Annotated in this window: 15 protein-coding genes; 9 read left to right on the top strand and 6 right to left on the bottom strand. The window is 44.8% G+C overall.

Annotated features, from left to right (window positions below):
- Positions 1–138: 138 nt before the first annotated feature.
- The 3 genes from Q1A70_RS11135 to Q1A70_RS11125 form a co-directional block, all read right to left on the bottom strand.
- Positions 139–825: a MaoC family dehydratase gene (locus Q1A70_RS11135; protein ID WP_299690857.1), complete on the bottom strand. Its 687-nt coding sequence runs from the start codon at positions 823–825 to the stop codon at positions 139–141.
- 288 nt (positions 826–1113) lie between these two features.
- Positions 1114–4266, bottom strand: a complete 3153-nt coding sequence (locus Q1A70_RS11130) for a multidrug efflux RND transporter permease subunit (RefSeq protein WP_299690854.1) — start codon at positions 4264–4266, stop codon at positions 1114–1116.
- Between the two features lie 11 nt (positions 4267–4277).
- Positions 4278–5417, bottom strand: coding sequence for an efflux RND transporter periplasmic adaptor subunit (locus Q1A70_RS11125; protein ID WP_299690851.1), 1140 nt, complete (start codon positions 5415–5417; stop codon positions 4278–4280).
- A 258-nt stretch (positions 5418–5675) separates the two neighbouring features.
- On the opposite strand from Q1A70_RS11125, the gene Q1A70_RS11120 reads away from it, so the two are divergent.
- Positions 5676–6119 (top strand): cytidine/deoxycytidylate deaminase family protein, encoded by a 444-nt coding sequence (locus Q1A70_RS11120; RefSeq protein WP_299690848.1) that lies wholly within the window; start codon positions 5676–5678, stop codon positions 6117–6119.
- Positions 6120–6346: 227 nt separating this feature from the next.
- On the opposite strand, the gene pepT is transcribed toward Q1A70_RS11120, so the two are convergent.
- Positions 6347–7585: a peptidase T gene (gene pepT, locus Q1A70_RS11115; RefSeq protein ID WP_299690846.1), complete on the bottom strand. Its 1239-nt coding sequence runs from the start codon at positions 7583–7585 to the stop codon at positions 6347–6349.
- A gap of 379 nt (positions 7586–7964) precedes the next feature.
- Here pepT and Q1A70_RS11110 point away from each other — a divergent pair, with 379 nt between their 5' ends.
- The 3 genes from Q1A70_RS11110 (at position 7965) to Q1A70_RS11100 (ending at position 10374) form a co-directional block, all read left to right on the top strand.
- Complete coding sequence (locus Q1A70_RS11110; protein ID WP_299690843.1) at positions 7965–8108, top strand: hypothetical protein; 144 nt, start codon at positions 7965–7967, stop codon at positions 8106–8108.
- A gap of 303 nt (positions 8109–8411) precedes the next feature.
- Positions 8412–9464 carry an aldo/keto reductase gene (locus Q1A70_RS11105; protein ID WP_299690840.1) on the top strand — a complete coding sequence of 351 codons (1053 nt, stop codon included), beginning with the start codon at positions 8412–8414 and terminating at the stop codon, positions 9462–9464.
- A 175-nt stretch (positions 9465–9639) separates the two neighbouring features.
- On the top strand, positions 9640–10374 hold the full coding sequence (locus Q1A70_RS11100) for an RNA methyltransferase (protein WP_299690838.1): 735 nt from the start codon (positions 9640–9642) through the stop codon (positions 10372–10374).
- A 195-nt stretch (positions 10375–10569) separates the two neighbouring features.
- Here Q1A70_RS11100 and fdxA read toward each other — a convergent pair whose 3' ends face one another.
- On the bottom strand, positions 10570–10893 hold the full coding sequence (gene fdxA, locus Q1A70_RS11095; protein WP_017074827.1) for a ferredoxin FdxA: 324 nt from the start codon (positions 10891–10893) through the stop codon (positions 10570–10572).
- A 251-nt stretch (positions 10894–11144) separates the two neighbouring features.
- Between fdxA and Q1A70_RS11090 the strand changes: the two genes are divergently transcribed.
- The 4 genes from Q1A70_RS11090 to Q1A70_RS11075 all read left to right on the top strand — a co-directional run bounded on the left by Q1A70_RS11090 (position 11145) and on the right by Q1A70_RS11075 (position 15389).
- Positions 11145–12776, top strand: a complete 1632-nt coding sequence (locus tag Q1A70_RS11090; protein ID WP_299690831.1) for an NAD(P)/FAD-dependent oxidoreductase — start codon at positions 11145–11147, stop codon at positions 12774–12776.
- Between the two features lie 199 nt (positions 12777–12975).
- Positions 12976–14181: a DEAD/DEAH box helicase gene (locus Q1A70_RS11085; RefSeq protein ID WP_299690828.1), complete on the top strand. Its 1206-nt coding sequence runs from the start codon at positions 12976–12978 to the stop codon at positions 14179–14181.
- A gap of 112 nt (positions 14182–14293) precedes the next feature.
- Positions 14294–14695, top strand: coding sequence for a DUF296 domain-containing protein (locus Q1A70_RS11080; protein WP_299690825.1), 402 nt, complete (start codon positions 14294–14296; stop codon positions 14693–14695).
- A gap of 70 nt (positions 14696–14765) precedes the next feature.
- On the top strand, positions 14766–15389 hold the full coding sequence (locus tag Q1A70_RS11075; protein WP_299690866.1) for a 3'-5' exonuclease: 624 nt from the start codon (positions 14766–14768) through the stop codon (positions 15387–15389).
- A gap of 85 nt (positions 15390–15474) precedes the next feature.
- Here Q1A70_RS11075 and Q1A70_RS11070 read toward each other — a convergent pair whose 3' ends face one another.
- Complete coding sequence (locus Q1A70_RS11070; RefSeq protein ID WP_299690822.1) at positions 15475–16311, bottom strand: DUF6279 family lipoprotein; 837 nt, start codon at positions 16309–16311, stop codon at positions 15475–15477.
- Positions 16312–16569: 258 nt separating this feature from the next.
- Here Q1A70_RS11070 and Q1A70_RS11065 point away from each other — a divergent pair, with 258 nt between their 5' ends.
- Entirely contained in the window at positions 16570–16743 is a 174-nt protein-coding gene (locus Q1A70_RS11065; RefSeq protein ID WP_299690819.1) for an RNA helicase, read from the top strand.
- Positions 16744–16881 lie beyond the last annotated feature (138 nt).

Raw genomic sequence — 16881 nt, 5'->3', positions numbered from 1 at the left:
TCTATCGGATTTTTACATGTTGGTAGGATCATTCAACTGATCTGCCGATTATTGTCTTAACTGATCGGCATTAGAGCATTAAGCTCTCTCTTTTTTAAATCTATATATTAGGCTATCTACAAAGCCAATTTGTATCACTTAGAAGTGAAGTTGAATCACCGATACTATCACTGCACCCGGGCGACGAATGCCTTCAATTTCGACGCGAATCTCACGTTCAATCTCTAAGCAGTTGCGGATCGGTGTCACTTTAGTCAGCGTGCTTTTCGCGCGAACGTTACTACCCGATTTTACCGGATAAGGAAAACGAACTTGGTTCAAACCGATATTCACAACCATTTTTGCAGTTGGGAATTGAGATTTATCAGGATCTACACTGTCAGTTAAACGAGGAAGAAGTGACAAAGTCAAAAAGCCATGGGCGATGGTCGTTTTGAACGGTGAGTCAGTTTCAGCCTTTGATGGCTCAGTATGGATCCACTGCATGTCCTCAGTCACCAAACCGAATTGGTTAATGCGCTCTTGGCTAACATTGATCCAATCACCGGTATGGATAACTTCGCCAATCTGCTGGCTCAGCTCATCAAACACCAGCTGTGCTTCCGGCTTAAGTTCGATCGGCTTTTCTACTGGCATGTCAGCAGCATCTTCATTGACTGCAGGCTTTTGATAATCACGAACCCACGCAAAGAAATGGCTATTTTGCGTACGGTTCAAAAAGTCGCCCCAATAATCTCTAAGAGCTGGAGACATCCATTTCATAAACTCCGAATTTTGTGACGACATGCTGTCACCTCGATGTTTAAATAAATCAACGACCTTCATAAGAACCTCAACGCACAATAAATTTCAATTTAACTTCGTAATTTTGAAACACTTCACATTATTGTGCAAACTATTTCGAGCACACAAGTGTGCGCCGAGTTGATTTAATTAAATAAAAACAATAGCTTAATAATAAAACATCATTTTATTAGATTATGTAAGCCAGACGGTGAGCACCACTCACTTGTAAGCATTTAGTTATATAAATAGATTTTCTGTACCAACTTTGGAATAAAAAAAAGGCCTAGCGTAATGCTAGGCCTCAACATTTTAGAATACTAAATTTATCTACTCATCATCAAGAGGAATCAACTTAGTACTGCCACCGTGTGCCTTCTCACGCTTACGCTGCACGAATGCATAGAAGCCTGGAATTAGGAACGTACCTGCCAATAACACACATAGCAGACCACCAATCAGTGAAATACCTAATGAGTTCTGGCTCACGTGACCCGCGCCCGCAGCGAAGATCAGTGGGAAGATACCTAAGATGAACGACCACGATGTCATGTTTACAGCACGGAAACGCAATGTACCGCCCTTTACTGCCGCATCTTCGATGGATAGCTCGTTGTCTTCACGCTCAACCTTGGCGAACTCTACAATCAAGATCGCATTCTTCGCAGCCAAGGCGATCAACAGCACCAGGCCTATTTGCGCGTAGAGGTTCAGTGGCGTACCCGTTAGGTTCAACGCTAAGAAGGAGCCTAACGTCGCGACAGGTACCACTAAGATAATCGCAATCGGTATTGTCCAACTCTCGTATTGTGCCACCATAAACAAGTAGATGAAGATCAGAGCAAGCGCGAATGCGAAGATCGCTTGGTTACCGGCTAATACCTCTTGGTACGCCATGCCCGTCCATTCATACTGATACCCTTGCGGTAACACTTCTGCGGCTACACGCTGCATTGCAGCAATCGCATCACCACTTGAATAGCCTTCAGCAGGTTGACCTTGAATAACCGCACTGCGGTACATGTTGTAACGCCATGCTACATCCGGTTCAAAGATCTGCTCATGCGTCACCAAGGTGCTAAGCGGGATCATTTCACCTGATGATGAGCGAACATGGAATCGTTGCAAGTCATCCATTCCACTGCGGTGCTCACTATCTGCTTGCATGGTTACGCGGAAGTTTTTACCAAACATGGTGAAGTCGTTCACGTACGCTGAACCAAGATTACCTTGCAGTGTTTGGAAGATCTCCGACAACGGAATGCCAAGCTGCTGAGCTTTTTCACGATCAATATCAACATAGTAGTGAGGTACGTTCGCTCGGAATGTACTGAATGCGTGTGAAATTTCAGGCTGTTTAGACGCCTCAGTAATCACATCATTCATCACCATTGCAAGATCAGTACGGCTACGACCTAATGTATCTTCGAGAACAAACTCAAAACCCGATGCGGCTCCCATGCCCGGTACCGCTGGAGGTCCCATTGCAAATACAATCGCCTGAGGAAGTTCTGTTGCCGCTCGGGCATTGATGCGCTGCGAGATAGCATGCGCTGAATGCTGGCCATCCAGTGCGTTACGGGTGTCCCAATCGTGTAGTTTAATAAACATCGACGCACCGTTCGAAGCCGAAGCGCCCGTCATGAATGCGTAGCCATTCACCAGTGATACGCCATCAACACCCGGCTCCTGCTCAACCATCTCTAGCAGTTGCTCAGTCACACCTTCTGTACGAGACAGTGATGCGGCATCCGGCAGTTGCACGTTAACCAGCAAAATACCTTTATCTTCTTGCGGTACGAACGCCGTTGACGTCGTCTTGGCGAAGTAGGTCACGGCAACCAATGCCACCACGAAGAAGGTAAACAGCAGAACCCCTTTCTTAACCAAGAAGCCTGCAACCTGACCGTATTTGTTGGTGATAGACTCTAAACCACGGTTGAATGCCTGATACCAACGAGCAGTATTCCCACCACCCTGCTTAAGAACCAGTGAACACAATGCCGGAGAAAGCGTAAGCGCGTTAATCGATGAGATAACAACCGCAATACAGATAGTCAGAGCAAATTGTCGATACATGATACCGGTAATGCCGGGCAGCATCGCAACTGGAATAAATACCGCTAACAGTACCAAGGTGGACGTAATAACCGGACCGGTTACTTCCTTCATCGCGATCAGTGTGGCTTGACGGGGTGAAATCGTTGGGTCTTTCGCCATCGTGGTATCAACGTTCTCGATAACCAAGATCGCATCATCGACTACAATACCAATCGCCAAGATCAAACCAAACAGCGTTACTGTGTTAATGGTAAAACCGGTCATCTGCATAACGGCAAAAGTACCAATTAAAGACACCGGAATCGCAACCACAGGGATCAGCGTTGCACGTGCACTACCCAAGAACAGGTAGGTTACTGCGATAACAAGCAAAATAGCTTCAATTAATGTTTTCACTACCCCTTTGATCGATTCCGCAACAAAGACGGTTGTGTCATAGCTGGCTTCATAAGCTATGCCTTCAGGGAAGCTTTCACTCAAACCGTCCAACATCGCCATTACGGCTTGACCACTTTCTAATGCATTGGCATCAGACTGTAATGACAACGCAACAATAGAAGCATCTTGACCACGGAACTTACCGTTACCGTCGTAGAATCTTTTACCCAGCTCAACACGAGCTACGTCTTTTAGGTAGACCGTTGAGCCATCTGTACTCGCACGAAGCACCACGTTTTCAAACTCAGAAACAGACTCTAAGCGCCCTTTCGTCACCAAGTTAAACTGAACTTCTTGAGCATTATCATATGGTGCAGCGCCGATACGACCCGCAGCAACTTGAACATTTTGTTCAGCCAGAGCCGATTGAACATCTGAAGTGGTCAAGTTAAGGTTGGCCATCTTTTCAGGGTCCAACCAAACACGCATTGCGTATTCACCACCACCTAAGACATTGACCTCACTAATACCGGTCACACGGGCTAACTGGTCTTTGACGTTAAGGTTAATGTAGTTGATTAAGAACTGATCATCGTATTTCCCATTGGGCGAATAGAAGTTCAAAACCATCAGCATGTCTGGAGAACGCTTTTTAACCGTAACGCCGACCATTCTAACTTCTTGCGGAAGCTTTGATTCGATCTGAGCAACACGGTTTTGCACGTTGACCTGAGCCATATCTGGGTCAGTACCCACATCAAAGGTAACATTTAGGCTATACGAACCATCATTAGCACTTTTGGAAGACATGTAGATCATGTCCTCTACCCCGTTGACTGAGGTCTCTATGGGGTCTGCGATTGCTTGTTCGACAACTTCTGCACTCGCACCAGCATAAGATGCAGAAACGCTCACAGAAGGAGGGCTGATGCGTGGATATTCCGCGACAGGTAAGATAGAAAGAGAAATTGCACCCGCCAGCGTTAATATAATCGAGATAACAAGGGCAAACTTCGGCCTTTGAATAAAGAAACGACTCAACATAAATGCGCCCCTTACTCTGCTTGTTCTGCGGCTGAAGGCTGAATGCGCACAGCCATACCATTACGTACTCGCTGTAAGCCTTGCGTGATCACGACGTCATTTTTATCTAATCCAGAACCAACAATCACACCACCTTCAACTTGTCGACCCAATTCAATGTTTCTGCGCTCAGCTACTGGTTCAGCATCACCTTCAACCAACAGCATCACAAAGTCGCCTTCGAGATCGGTTTGAACCGCGCGTCGAGGAATGGTGAAGACATCGATAGCTTGCTTCTCACGTAAATCTACGCGGACGTGTTGACCTGGCAATAATTGCTGCGTTGGGTTATCCGCAATTGCACGCATTGCGATCGTACCCGTATCTAAGTTGATGCGGTTGCCCAAGAAGTCAAGCTGACCTAGATGCTCAAATGCTTCACCGTTCTCCAGTATGATCTGAACTTCAACACCTTCAGAGTCGCTGCTGCCATCGCCTTCAATGCGATCCATACCGAGCTCTATACGTTCACGCTCACTAATGCTAAACGAGGCGTGGATTGGGTCTAGACTGACCAAAGTAGTTAGCACACCAGAAGAAGGGGAAAGTAAATCGCCCTGGCTGACCTTACTATCACTGATTCGACCAGAGAAAGGCGCGACAATTTGGGTGTGAGAAAGTTGTACATTCGCGGCGTTTAACTGAGCTTGGCTGGCTTCAAGTTGTGCTTGAGAGCCTAATAAAGACGCAGTCAGAGCATCAAATTCCGATTGAGAAATACTGCCTTTGGGAAGTAGGTTCTTACCACGGTTAAAATCAAGCTCGGCTTTTTTAAGATTGGCATTAGCTTGAGCAACGGCTGCTTTTGCACTAGCAACTTCAGCTTCAAATGGTGAAGGTTCGATCGAGTAAAGCAACTGTCCCTTTTCAACCATTTGTCCTTCCTGAAAATGACGGCTTGCTAGATAACCAGAAACCTGTGCAATGATCGCCGTATCTTCCACCGCTTCAATACGACCAATGTACGACTTGCTTTGTTGATGTGGGATAACATTAACATCCTGTACAGCAACGATGGGTAAAGGCGCTTGCTTGGCATTTTGAGCATCTTGCCCGCAGCCAGCAAGGATAAAAGAGCTCGTCAGAGCCGTTAGGATTAATTTTTTACGCATAGTTATCTAGTCACTTTGAGAAATTTAACACGATAAAAGTACATAACACGATGTTCTAGAATGTCCGGAGATTATCAATTATAGCTTTAAAAGCGTTTCAAAGTGTTACGTATAGCCGAATTGTACATAACAAGGTTACAAATAGACAATAAAGTCACCTCGTTGTTCCCTTTCTCTATATTAGCAACTAGGTATATGAGCTAACATCATGTATCTTCGTAAATAAGCATTCATATTTAATGACTTAAGGTAATTCGCATGATTTCAAAATGGGCTAAACGCTTTTATCAAATGGCTGAGCTTGTGGCGTCTTGGAGCAAAGACCCATCGACTCAAGTGGGTGCTGTGATCACCCAACACAACCGCATCGTTTCCGTCGGCTTTAACGGCTATCCTCATGGCGTATCTGACAGTGCTGATACTGACGAGCGTGAGATGAAATACCTAAAAACACTGCATGCCGAAGAAAATGCAATCTTGTTTGCCAAGCGTGATTTAGACCGTTGTGAAATCTGGGTGACTCATTTCCCTTGCCCAAACTGCGCAGCGAAGATCATCCAAACGGGGATCTCTGCGGTTCACTGCCCAGAGCAAAGTGAAGATTTCCTTTCTCGATGGGGCGATAAAATCAAGGTCAGTCAAGATATGTTTGAACAAGCTGGGGTGCAAGTCGACTGGCTGCCACTCGCGGATCTAGATTAGCGATTTATATTCTCCCTAAATGGCCATTTTCATTACAGCCAACAAATTTTTATCATATAAAACAAATAACTAGGGCATATACAAAAGCACCCACGAAGTAAGTGGGTGCAAATAGTAAGTGCAAACACAATGAATTTGCGTATTACAAACTCATACAGCTTCACTAAGAGTCATGTTACCTCTCATAAGCGTATTCGTTCTCACGTTTTTAGAGCGCTATTTTTTGATCATGCATTTTTTTGATAGTGCATTGCCGTACGCTGAGACAGCTCAACGATCACTTTCACCGCCTGTTCCATACCTTGAATGGTAATGAATTCATGAATACCGTGGAAGTTATAACCACCAGTGAAGATATTCGGGCACGGTAGTCCCATGAATGACAAGCGTGCGCCGTCGGTACCACCTCGAATAGGCTTGATCAGTGGCTCAACATCACATGCAACCATCGCTTGTTTGGCTAATTCGATAATGTGTTGATGAGGTTCAACCATCTCTTTCATATTGAAGTAGCTATCGGTAAGCACTAACTCGACACGTCCCTTCTCCAAACGCGCGTTTAACTCATCCACTTTTTGCTGCATGAATGCCTTACGCTTTGCGACACCTTCACGCTCAAAGTCACGAATGATATACGCAAGCTCAGAACGTGCGACGCTCATGTCAGCCGATGTCAGGTGATAAAAACCCTCATAGCCTTCAGTACATTCTGGCGTTTCTTGTGCTGGCATCATCAGTTGGAATTGAGCCGCGATATTCATCGCATTGACCATTTTGCCTTTTGCAGTCCCCGGGTGAACGTTCACACCATGGCAGATAACCTGAGCGCTGGTCGCGTTGAAGTTTTCATATTCCAACTCGCCTACTGGTCCACCATCAATGGTGTACGCCCACTGCGCACCAAACTTTTCGACATCAAACCGATCGGCGCCACGGCCGATCTCTTCATCTGGTGTAAAACCGATACAAATATTGCCGTGTTTAATCTCTGGGTTTGCTTTGAGGTAGGCAATCGCACTGATGATTTCTGCAATGCCAGCCTTGTTATCGGCCCCCAATAAGGTTGTACCATCGGTCGTAATAAGATCATGTCCATGCAGTGTATCAAGATCAGGGTATTGACTTGGGTTTAGGCATGCACCACTTCCCCCTAGCTCAACAATTCCACCTTGGTAATTGTTGATCACCTGCGGCTTCACGTTAGCACCCGATGCGTCAGGCGCGGTGTCCATATGCGCAACAAAGCCAATCGCTGGCACTGCATAATCGACATTCGATGGCAGTTTCGCCATCAAGTAACCATTTTGGTCTAAAGACACGTCAACTAAACCCAATGCGATCAGTTCTGATTGCAACACTTCAGCAAAGGTGATTTGACCCGGTGAACTTGGGCACTGCTGGTTAGCAGGATTGGATTTAGTATCAAAAGTAACGTAATTCAGAAAACGTTCTACAAGCTTTTCCATATTTCATCTCACCATGGATTCAATGACTGACTTATCGGTCGTATTGTTTGCTGAGCCAGTCGTACCTTTTTAAGGTTCTTCCAAGCAGCGTCGCAATAAAATACACAGTGTAATCAAGTGCAGCCGATAACATAAAAGGCTATCTTACGCCGCTTGCTATGCTTGTAATTGCTCTAAATCATGGTTGTGCGAAATTAGATGAGCTTCCTATACTTAAAATAGAGGGCTTCGTCAGTTGCCCCTAGCACAAGGATGAAACACGATGACTTTGTACACATTCTACGCCCTCCGCTCTCAGCCTAAAAAAAGTACAAAGTGGATGATGATCACTATTTACCCTTGATGCAGAATTTGGCATACGTTACACGGAGACACAATTATGACGATTAATAAATATTTCATTTTTTCGCCTCAAGCCTCTGAGGAAACACTTCAATCCATTTCGACAGAAAAAGAACTGCAACGGCAGGAAGCACTCAAGAAAGCCCAAACCCAAGGCGGGTTTGATAGCAACGCTGACTAGTCACTTTATCGCCCCCACTTGTAAAACAGCTCTATGCGATTTGTTATAGAGTTGTTTTAGTGAAATCTCCCCCCGTTTCTGCTTCTACTTCTACTTCTACTTCTACTTCTACTTCTACTTCTACTTCTACTTCTACTTCTACGATAAAAAATAAGAAAAAGCTCCCTCTAGTAAACCAGTTAAAGCCATACCCTGTACTGCGATTTTGTGCTAATAATTCACGCTCGCTTTATTCTTCACTCGCCCTCTATCAAAACCATCATGCGAGTATTAGAAAGCCTAACAATAGGAATCCAGAACGAAATGGAATATGCAAAACTAGGAAGTAGTCAAATCCCCGTCTCCCGGGTCTGCCTTGGTAGCATGACTTGGGGTCTGCAAAATACGCAACAGCAAGCCGACCAACAGATTGAGTACGCACTCAGTCAAGGTATTAACTTCATCGATACCGCAGAAATGTATGCGGTTCCACCTTCTCCAGAGACCTATGGCAAAACAGAAGCGATCATTGGTAACTGGTTAGCGCGCAATCCACAGCGTCGCCAAGAATTAATCATTGCGAGTAAAATTGCTGGCGCTGGCCTGCCGTGGGTTCGAAATGGAGGCCCAATAACAGGTGAAGCCGTAATCGCAGCCGTTGATGCATCATTAAAACGCTTACAAACAGACTATATCGACCTTTACCAACTTCATTGGCCAAATCGCACAACGCCTCACTTTGGTAAGCACTTCCCAAATCACATTCGATTCAGTGATATTGACCGAAAGCAACATGAAGCTGGGATGTTGGAAATCCTACAAGCACTGGCAAGCTGTATTAAAGCGGGTAAAATTCGCCATGTCGGACTTTCAGATGATTCTACTTGGGGCATTAACACTTACCTCAAGCTGAGTGAAAAGCACGATTTGCCACGTATGGTTTCGATTCAGAATGAATTTAGCTTACTGCACGCAAAAGACTGGCCATATCTGATTGAGAACTGTGTGCATGAAGATGTCGCTTATCTGCCATGGTCACCTTTAGCTGCAGGCATGTTAAGTGGAAAGTACATAGACGGCGCAAGACCGGAAGGTAGCCGTTGGACTTACATGCAACGCAAAGGCATCTTCCGTGATACTGAATCTGCCAATGAAGCGGTAAAAGGTTATGTTGAAGTGGCGAATGCTCACGGATTCACGCCGAGCCAGTTGGCATTGGCTTGGTGTAATCAAGTTGATGGAGTGACTTCCACTATCATTGGTGCAACCACTATGGAGCAGCTAAAAGAGAACGTAGCCGCTTTCAGTAAACCGCTATCAAAAGAGATCCTGACTGATATCAACACGGTCTTTAAGCGCTACCCTGCTCCGTATTAAGCTGTCAGTTCAGCTTAATTTAGGAAAGTAAATTCCATAAGAGCGCGCTATTTAGTGCGCTTTTCTTTTTTAAGTGGGTTGCTTTTGCTTTTTATGTGGATCGCATTGAGCCATCACGCTTTTGGTTCGCTAACCTTTGCTCTATAATGCGCGGGCTTATATCTAGGATAAAAACATGATTTCAAAAAACCAATTAAAACTCCTTCGTGCTTTGGGCCAAAAGAAACAACGTAAAGCCCACGGCCTGTTTCTAGTTCAAGGTGAAAAGAACGTTCTTGAGCTGTTCAATAGTGACTTAGTGGTGAAGAACGTCTTTGCTACCGCTGATTTCTTATCTGAAAATCATGCTTCACTGATTGAGTTTGATTGTGTTGAAGCCTCGCTGGATGATCTAACCAAAGCAAGCACTTTGGTTAGTAACAACGCAGCGATTGCGGTTGTTGAGATCCCAACGTTTGAACTACCAGAAGCCACAGGGCTGATGATTGCTCTTGATGGCGTTTCAGACCCTGGCAACCTAGGTACGATCATTCGCGTAGCAGACTGGTATGGCATCAAGCATATTGTGGTAAGCCGTGATTGTGCAGACCCATACAACCCTAAGACCATCAGCGCGACTATGGGCAGCTTCGGCCGCGTACACGTCAGCCAAACAGATTTACCTGCCTACTTAGAGCAAGCGAACCTACCCGTTTACGGCGCTTTCTTAGAAGGCGAAAGTGTTCATAAGACAGAGTTTACTGCCAACGGCATTTTGTTGATGGGTAGCGAATCTCACGGTATTCGCGAACATGCGGCTAAATTCGTAACGGATAAGATTACGATTCCAGCGTTCGGTGGTGCGGAGTCTTTAAACGTTGCGATGGCGACAGGCATCATCCTCGACAACATGCGTCGTCAGCATAGCTAATCAATTCAAGATTAAACGGCTAGTTAGAATTAGCGGATATAAAGAGCAAGACTCCCTATCTTGCTCGTCCCTCGCAGTAGGGAATGACGTAGAACAGAGGTTCGAGGCAAAGTGCACATCAGCCGTCATCCTCAAGAAGGAGGGACGACTGAGTTGGGGATCTTTTTTAGATAAGGTTTATTTCAAGTAACAAAGTTACTTTTCTAGCATTGCCAACTTATCCGACACGCCATTCCACTTTTCAGCGTCATCCATTGGTGCTTTGACTTCCGTTTGTACCGGCCAGATCTCAGCAAGCTCTGCATTCACTTCAATAAAAATCTTTTGATCTTCTGGTAGATCGTCTTCTTGGAATATCGCTTGAGCATCACATTCAGGTACACATAGCCCACAATCAATACATTCGATTGGGTTAATGACCATGAAATTGGGGCCTTCATGGAACGCATCTGCGGGACACACTGCCACACAGTCTGTGTATTTACATTGAATACAGTTATCGCCTACGACAAATGCCATGCTGCTCTGCTCTATAAGTTAGTCAAAATTGAAGAATGGGGATAATACTCATCCCAAAGCAAAATTCAACATCATACCGCTCTAATATCATGTCTATTTTCTCCATGCTTTCAAATTAGTATGACAGATAAATCAATTTCTCGTAAAATGCGCGCCATTGTGAGCTTGCCACTTCTTTTCAGCACTAGCGCGACTAAAGCTCTAGGCATAGAAGTGATCGAGCTAAGACACCTATAAAACGAGACATCAAAATGATACGTTTAACCGAAATTAAACTCCCTCTAGACCATGAAGAGTCAGCGATTCAAGACGCTATTGAAGCGAAACTTGGTATTCACTCTGATCAGGTTCTCTCTTTTAATATCTTTAAACGTGGCTACGATGCTCGTAAGAAATCAAAGATCTTACTTATCTACACGCTTGACGTTCTCGTTGAAAACGAAGCTGAGTTGTTAGAACAATTCATTAGCGACCCGCACGTAAAAGTGACGCCTGATATGGAGTACAAATTCGTTGCTAAAGCGGCTGAGAACCAAACTGAGCGCCCCGTGGTTATCGGTTTTGGTCCTTGTGGTCTATTCGCTGGCCTAGTGCTTGCTCAAATGGGTTTCAACCCAATCATCGTTGAGCGTGGTAAAGAAGTTCGTGAACGTACTAAAGATACCTTTGGTTTCTGGCGTAAGCGTACCCTGAACACTGAATCAAACGTGCAGTTTGGTGAAGGCGGCGCTGGTACCTTCTCTGACGGTAAATTGTACAGCCAAGTAAAAGATCCAAAACACTACGGCCGTAAAGTAATCGAAGAGTTCGTTGCTGCGGGTGCACCAGAAGAAATTCTTTATGTCAGTAAGCCGCACATCGGTACCTTTAAACTGGTTACCATGATCGAAAAGATGCGTGCTTCTATCATTGAACTCGGCGGTGAAATCCGTTTCAGCACTCGTGTTGACGACGTTCATATGGAAGACGGTCAAATCACTGGCCTAACGCTTTCTAACGGCGAAGAGATCAAATCTCGTCACGTGGTATTGGCTGTTGGCCACAGTGCTCGTGATACGTTTGAAATGCTGTATGAGCGTGGCGTTTATATGGAAGCGAAACCTTTCTCTGTTGGTTTCCGTATCGAACATAAACAATCAATGATCGATGAAGCTCGTTTCGGTAAGAACGCAGGCAACCCAATCCTAGGTGCTGCGGACTACAAACTTGTCCACCACTGTAAGAATGGCCGCACGGTATACAGCTTCTGTATGTGCCCAGGTGGTACTGTAGTAGCAGCAACCTCTGAAGAAGGCCGCGTAGTCACTAACGGCATGAGCCAATACTCTCGTGCAGAACGTAACGCAAACAGTGCGATCGTGGTAGGTATCGACCCTGAGCGTGATTACCCAGGTGATGCATTGGCTGGTATCCGTTTACAACGTGAACTGGAAAGCGGCGCTTATGTTCTTGGCGGTGAAAACTACGACGCTCCTGCACAGAAAATCGGTGACTTCTTGAAAGGTCGCGATCCAAGTGCAATCGGTGAAGTCCAACCGTCATTCACACCAGGTATCCACCTGACTGATATTTCAAAAGCGCTACCTGATTTTGCTATCGAAGCGATTCGAGAAGCAATCCCAGCGTTTGATAAAAAAATCAAAGGCTTTGCAACACCAGATGGCCTACTAACAGGGGTTGAAACTCGTACTTCTTCTCCTGTATGTATCAAGCGTGGCAAAGACTTCCAAAGCATCAACCTGAAGGGCTTCTACCCTGCAGGTGAAGGCGCAGGCTACGCAGGCGGCATCCTGTCTGCAGGTATCGACGGTATTAAAGTTGCGGAAGCACTGGCACTGTCTATGGCAGAACAGAACCAAGCTGAGAAAATTGAAATAGCTTAGATAATAAAGCTCAACCAATACTGAAAATCCAGTGCCTCAAACGCACTGGATTTTTTACGAGCCTGTGACTAGCGGTACACAAGCAACATGGTAGAATGCCGCCATTGGTCTTATCCTTGTATAAGATTGTTTAACCTTTCCTACGCTATTTCTGAACACTTACTGTGATTGATATTAGCCTAATCATACCGAGAAACTTATGCCATTTTCCAAGCTTGGATTAAGCTCACCTATTGTTAAAGCCGTTGCAAAACAAGGCTATGAAAAGCCAACCTCGATTCAAGAAAAAGCTATTCCGATTGTACTTTCTGGCAAGAACCTGATTGCAGCAGCACAAACAGGTACCGGTAAAACGGCGAGCTTTGTCCTCCCTATCTTAGAAATGCTAAGCAAAGGGGAAACGCAGCGTAAGAAACGTATCCGTGCCGTTATCCTAACGCCAACGCGTGAGCTTGCGGTTCAGGTTGAACAAAACATTACCAAATACGCTAAATTCTTAAACCTGACATCACTAGCGATGTACGGTGGTGTATCGTACCAGCACCAAAAAGATCGCCTGATTGAAGGTGTAGACATTCTGGTGGCAACACCGGGACGTTTGATCGACATGTATGGTCAGCGCGCCGTTCACTTTGATGAAGTGGAAGTACTGGTTCTAGATGAAGCAGACCGCATGCTAGACATGGGTTTCATTGAAGACATCAACAAGATCATCGCGCGTCTACCACAAGACATTCAAAACCTGTTGTTCTCAGCAACGCTTTCAACGCCAGTGCGTGCGCTAGCGAAAAGTGCGATCAGTGAAGCAGAAGAGATCTCAATTGCCAAGACCGACGCCTCTAAAGCGAACATTGAGCAATGGTTGGTGACCGTAGATAAAGACCGTAAGTCGGCACTATTGAGCCACATGATCACCGAAGGTAATTGGGATCAAGCGCTTATCTTTATCGAAACCAAGCATGGTGCGGCTAAGTTGGTGGCTCAACTTGAAAAGCGTGGCATTCAGGCTGAAGCTTTCCACAGTGGACGCAGCCAAGCGATCCGTGAAAAGATCTTAGCTGACTTCAAGAAAGGTCGTTTAAAGTACTTGGTAGCGACTGGCGTTGCTGCTCGTGGTATCGATATCGATAACCTAAGCCGCGTAGTGAACTACGACCTGCCTTTCCCTGCAGACGACTATGTTCACCGTATTGGACGTACTGGCCGTGCTGATGCATCTGGTGAAGCAATCTCTTTCTTATCAAAAGACAACTTCAAGAACCTATGCATTATTGAAAAGCGTCTTGGTCACCTGATTGAACGTCGTGTCGTGGAAGGTTTCGAACCACGCAAAGAAGTGCCAATCTCAGTGCTGAACTTCGTTCCAAAAAAGAAAAGAGAACAGCAAGAGAAAGAAAGCAAGTAACTATCAAAGCTTAACTAGCAGCGATAACGTGTTAGCCGATGTATTACTTAAACGAAGCCCCATGTGGCTTCGTTTTGTTCTTTGATATAACAGATAGAACAGAGGTATTGAGATGATTACTCCTATCGCAACGAGATTAACCCGAGGCCAAGACCTAAAGCTTGAGATCCAGAGACTAGTGACAGCACATGGTGTCGCTGCAGGCTCTATTGCATCTTGTGTCGGTTGTGTCTCTCAACTCAATATTCGTTTAGCTAATGCCAACAACACCAAGCTAGTCCAAGCGCCATTCGAAATCGTCTCTGTGATGGCAACGCTAACCCCGAACCACCAGCATGTTCACCTATCCGTAGCCGATGAGAATGGCAATGTAATTGGCGGACATTTACTTGAAGGAACAATAATCGCAACCACGGCTGAACTGATCGTTCACCGCTACGATACTTTGACCTTCAACAGAGAGCATGATGATACGACGGGTTACACTGAGCTCACTATCAGCAGTGACACATAATCGCTTCACTGATAGCAACACCAAGCACCTCATATCAAGCGATACCACCCAATAGTAATTAGGAAACATGATGGTTCCAAACTCCGCAGACTCCGTTATCGTTCTCGATTTCGAAACCACAGGCTTATCACCAAACATGGGTGACCGAGCGATTGAAATCGGTGCGGTGAAACTCGTTAACGGCGAAGTCGTCGACACCTTCCAACAACTCATGAACCCAGGGTTTCGTGTCAGTGGATTCATTGAAGGTTATACCGGAATCACTAACCGTATGTTAAGCACAGCGGCCAGTTGCAGTGAAGTGATGGATGAATTTGCTGACTTCATTCAAGACAGCCAACTCGTTGCTCACAATGCATCGTTTGATAAGCGCTTTCTTGATGCTGAGTTAGATAATATTAACCGACACTACAATGGACAGTTTGCCTGCTCAATGCTGATTGCTCGTCGTCTAATCCAAGATGCACCGACTCATAAGCTAGGCGACCTTGTGCGTTTCAAGAACATCGACAACGACGGTACTTTCCACAGAGCGTTAGCCGACTCAGAAATGACCGCAAGGCTATGGCTATTAATGATTGATGAACTGCAAAGCGACCACGGCATTCAACAACCGAGCTTTCAATTGATGCAGAAAATATCTAAGACAGCGAAAGGCTCTATCCCAAAGCTGTTAATGAGTAATCGAGGTTAAAACCCTTACCATATGATAATGTTTGACAGGCTGATGGGGTTAACACGCTCAGCCTTTCTATTTCTTAACGAAGCTTACTTATACCCTACTCCTGCAGTGTCACCAGTGTAGATTTGAGACTTTCTAACTCATTCATGAAATAAGACCATTGTTTATCACTACTGATTGCGGCGATATCCACCAAGAATTTGGCTGATGTCTGCATGTTCTTATTAAGCTTAGATTCCAATTCGTCTGGATAATAAGCTTCGTTATTCAGAAGCAAGTTCATAATAATTGGCTGAGCGATATGTAGGTCACTCTTCTTTTCCATCAGAGTTGTGAGATCTTGGTAGGTATTATTTTGATATTGGCGCCAGCTATCATTGGTATTTACCCACTCTTGAGACCAAGTAAAAATAATCTGTTTTTGTTCTTTCGATACCGATCCTAGCCATCGCTCTAGTCTCTCTTCTATTCGATTTCGATATCGCTCTCTGGAATCTTCGTCATTCAACGACAATCTTTCTTTGTAATAGTCTTGCTGCTTTTCTCTAAAGTTCTTTAAGAACTCGCTATCTTGCTCAGGGCTAAGTTGCATACTCAAGGCGTAAATATCTGGAGAAAATTGAGTGATGACAGCTCGAACATGATTTTTAGTTTGTTCAATTTGGTCAACGATAAACTCTGTCTTCAGTGTGGAACGATCAACCTTTTCAATCGCTTCGAGTTGCGAAATATACAAGGTTAGCTGAGTCTGTTTGTGCCATTGTTGTAACTCGTTGAATCGCTCCTCAAGCTCTGATTCTTGGCTGTTTGAGAGGGAGACAAAATCTTCAATGTAGCTGACGGCAAACCAACCAAGATTATTATAGGCAAACTTTGTCCCACAGCCGGTAAATAGCGCACAAACTAATAAAACTATCCAGCGGCAATTTCTCATTACACCCTCTCAACACACTTTTCAGAGCAACGAAGCTATCAAGCTACCCTCTAAGGTTAGTCTTAATTGACTACTATCGTAAAAACTTTCAGATAATTGAGACTTCACCTTGCTAAAATACTCAGTTAGACAAATGATTAAACAAAAACCATTACAAACAATGATGTCAGATGGCTTAAATTCTTAATATGAGATGCAAAATCTAAAAAGGCACGAATCTTGCTTGTTTTTGAGTAACGAATATTTGGGAGGCAAGTTATGGCCGCTATTCCTCATCAAACAAGCGAATTAGAATATGAGCTTTGTTATTTTTACGATGGGAAAATAACCACAATGACAATATTTGCTAATAATCGACAGGAAGCGATGGCGTGGTATCTTAGCGAAGGAAATCATATCAACGATCTCTATTCAATCAGACCGGATACGTAAACCTCTGGCAAATAGCCTTGGTTGGCAAACCTTAGCCAGATGAAATGATTGTAGAGTACCTAAAACTGCAGGTACCTGAAACATTGTCGGGTATCTGAAGCATTATAGGTTTAAACATTGTGGAATACCCTTTACTGC

The sequence above is a fragment of the uncultured Vibrio sp. genome, from assembly GCF_947488985.1.
Lineage (GTDB): Bacteria > Pseudomonadota > Gammaproteobacteria > Enterobacterales > Vibrionaceae > Vibrio.
The sequence above is the reverse complement of the archived record's forward strand: the minus strand, read 5'-3'. Positions and strand labels throughout refer to the sequence as shown.

Excerpts from the sequence above, each read along its gene's own strand:
- Q1A70_RS11135 (WP_299690857.1), bottom strand. The coding sequence starts at position 825 with ATGAAGGTCGTTGATTTATTTAAACATCGAGGTGACAGCATGTCGTCA.
- Q1A70_RS11125 (WP_299690851.1), bottom strand. The coding sequence starts at position 5,417 with ATGCGTAAAAAATTAATCCTAACGGCTCTGACGAGCTCTTTTATCCTT.
- Q1A70_RS11085 (WP_299690828.1), top strand. The coding sequence starts at position 12,976 with ATGCCATTTTCCAAGCTTGGATTAAGCTCACCTATTGTTAAAGCCGTT.
- Q1A70_RS11130 (WP_299690854.1), bottom strand. The coding sequence starts at position 4,266 with ATGTTGAGTCGTTTCTTTATTCAAAGGCCGAAGTTTGCCCTTGTTATC.
- fdxA (WP_017074827.1), bottom strand. The coding sequence starts at position 10,893 with ATGGCATTTGTCGTAGGCGATAACTGTATTCAATGTAAATACACAGAC.
- Q1A70_RS11110 (WP_299690843.1), top strand. The coding sequence starts at position 7,965 with ATGACGATTAATAAATATTTCATTTTTTCGCCTCAAGCCTCTGAGGAA.
- Q1A70_RS11105 (WP_299690840.1), top strand. The coding sequence starts at position 8,412 with ATGGAATATGCAAAACTAGGAAGTAGTCAAATCCCCGTCTCCCGGGTC.
- Q1A70_RS11080 (WP_299690825.1), top strand. The coding sequence starts at position 14,294 with ATGATTACTCCTATCGCAACGAGATTAACCCGAGGCCAAGACCTAAAG.
- Q1A70_RS11120 (WP_299690848.1), top strand. The coding sequence starts at position 5,676 with ATGATTTCAAAATGGGCTAAACGCTTTTATCAAATGGCTGAGCTTGTG.
- pepT (WP_299690846.1), bottom strand. The coding sequence starts at position 7,585 with ATGGAAAAGCTTGTAGAACGTTTTCTGAATTACGTTACTTTTGATACT.
- Q1A70_RS11100 (WP_299690838.1), top strand. The coding sequence starts at position 9,640 with ATGATTTCAAAAAACCAATTAAAACTCCTTCGTGCTTTGGGCCAAAAG.
- Q1A70_RS11070 (WP_299690822.1), bottom strand. The coding sequence starts at position 16,311 with ATGAGAAATTGCCGCTGGATAGTTTTATTAGTTTGTGCGCTATTTACC.
- Q1A70_RS11090 (WP_299690831.1), top strand. The coding sequence starts at position 11,145 with ATGATACGTTTAACCGAAATTAAACTCCCTCTAGACCATGAAGAGTCA.
- Q1A70_RS11065 (WP_299690819.1), top strand. The coding sequence starts at position 16,570 with ATGGCCGCTATTCCTCATCAAACAAGCGAATTAGAATATGAGCTTTGT.
- Q1A70_RS11075 (WP_299690866.1), top strand. The coding sequence starts at position 14,766 with ATGGTTCCAAACTCCGCAGACTCCGTTATCGTTCTCGATTTCGAAACC.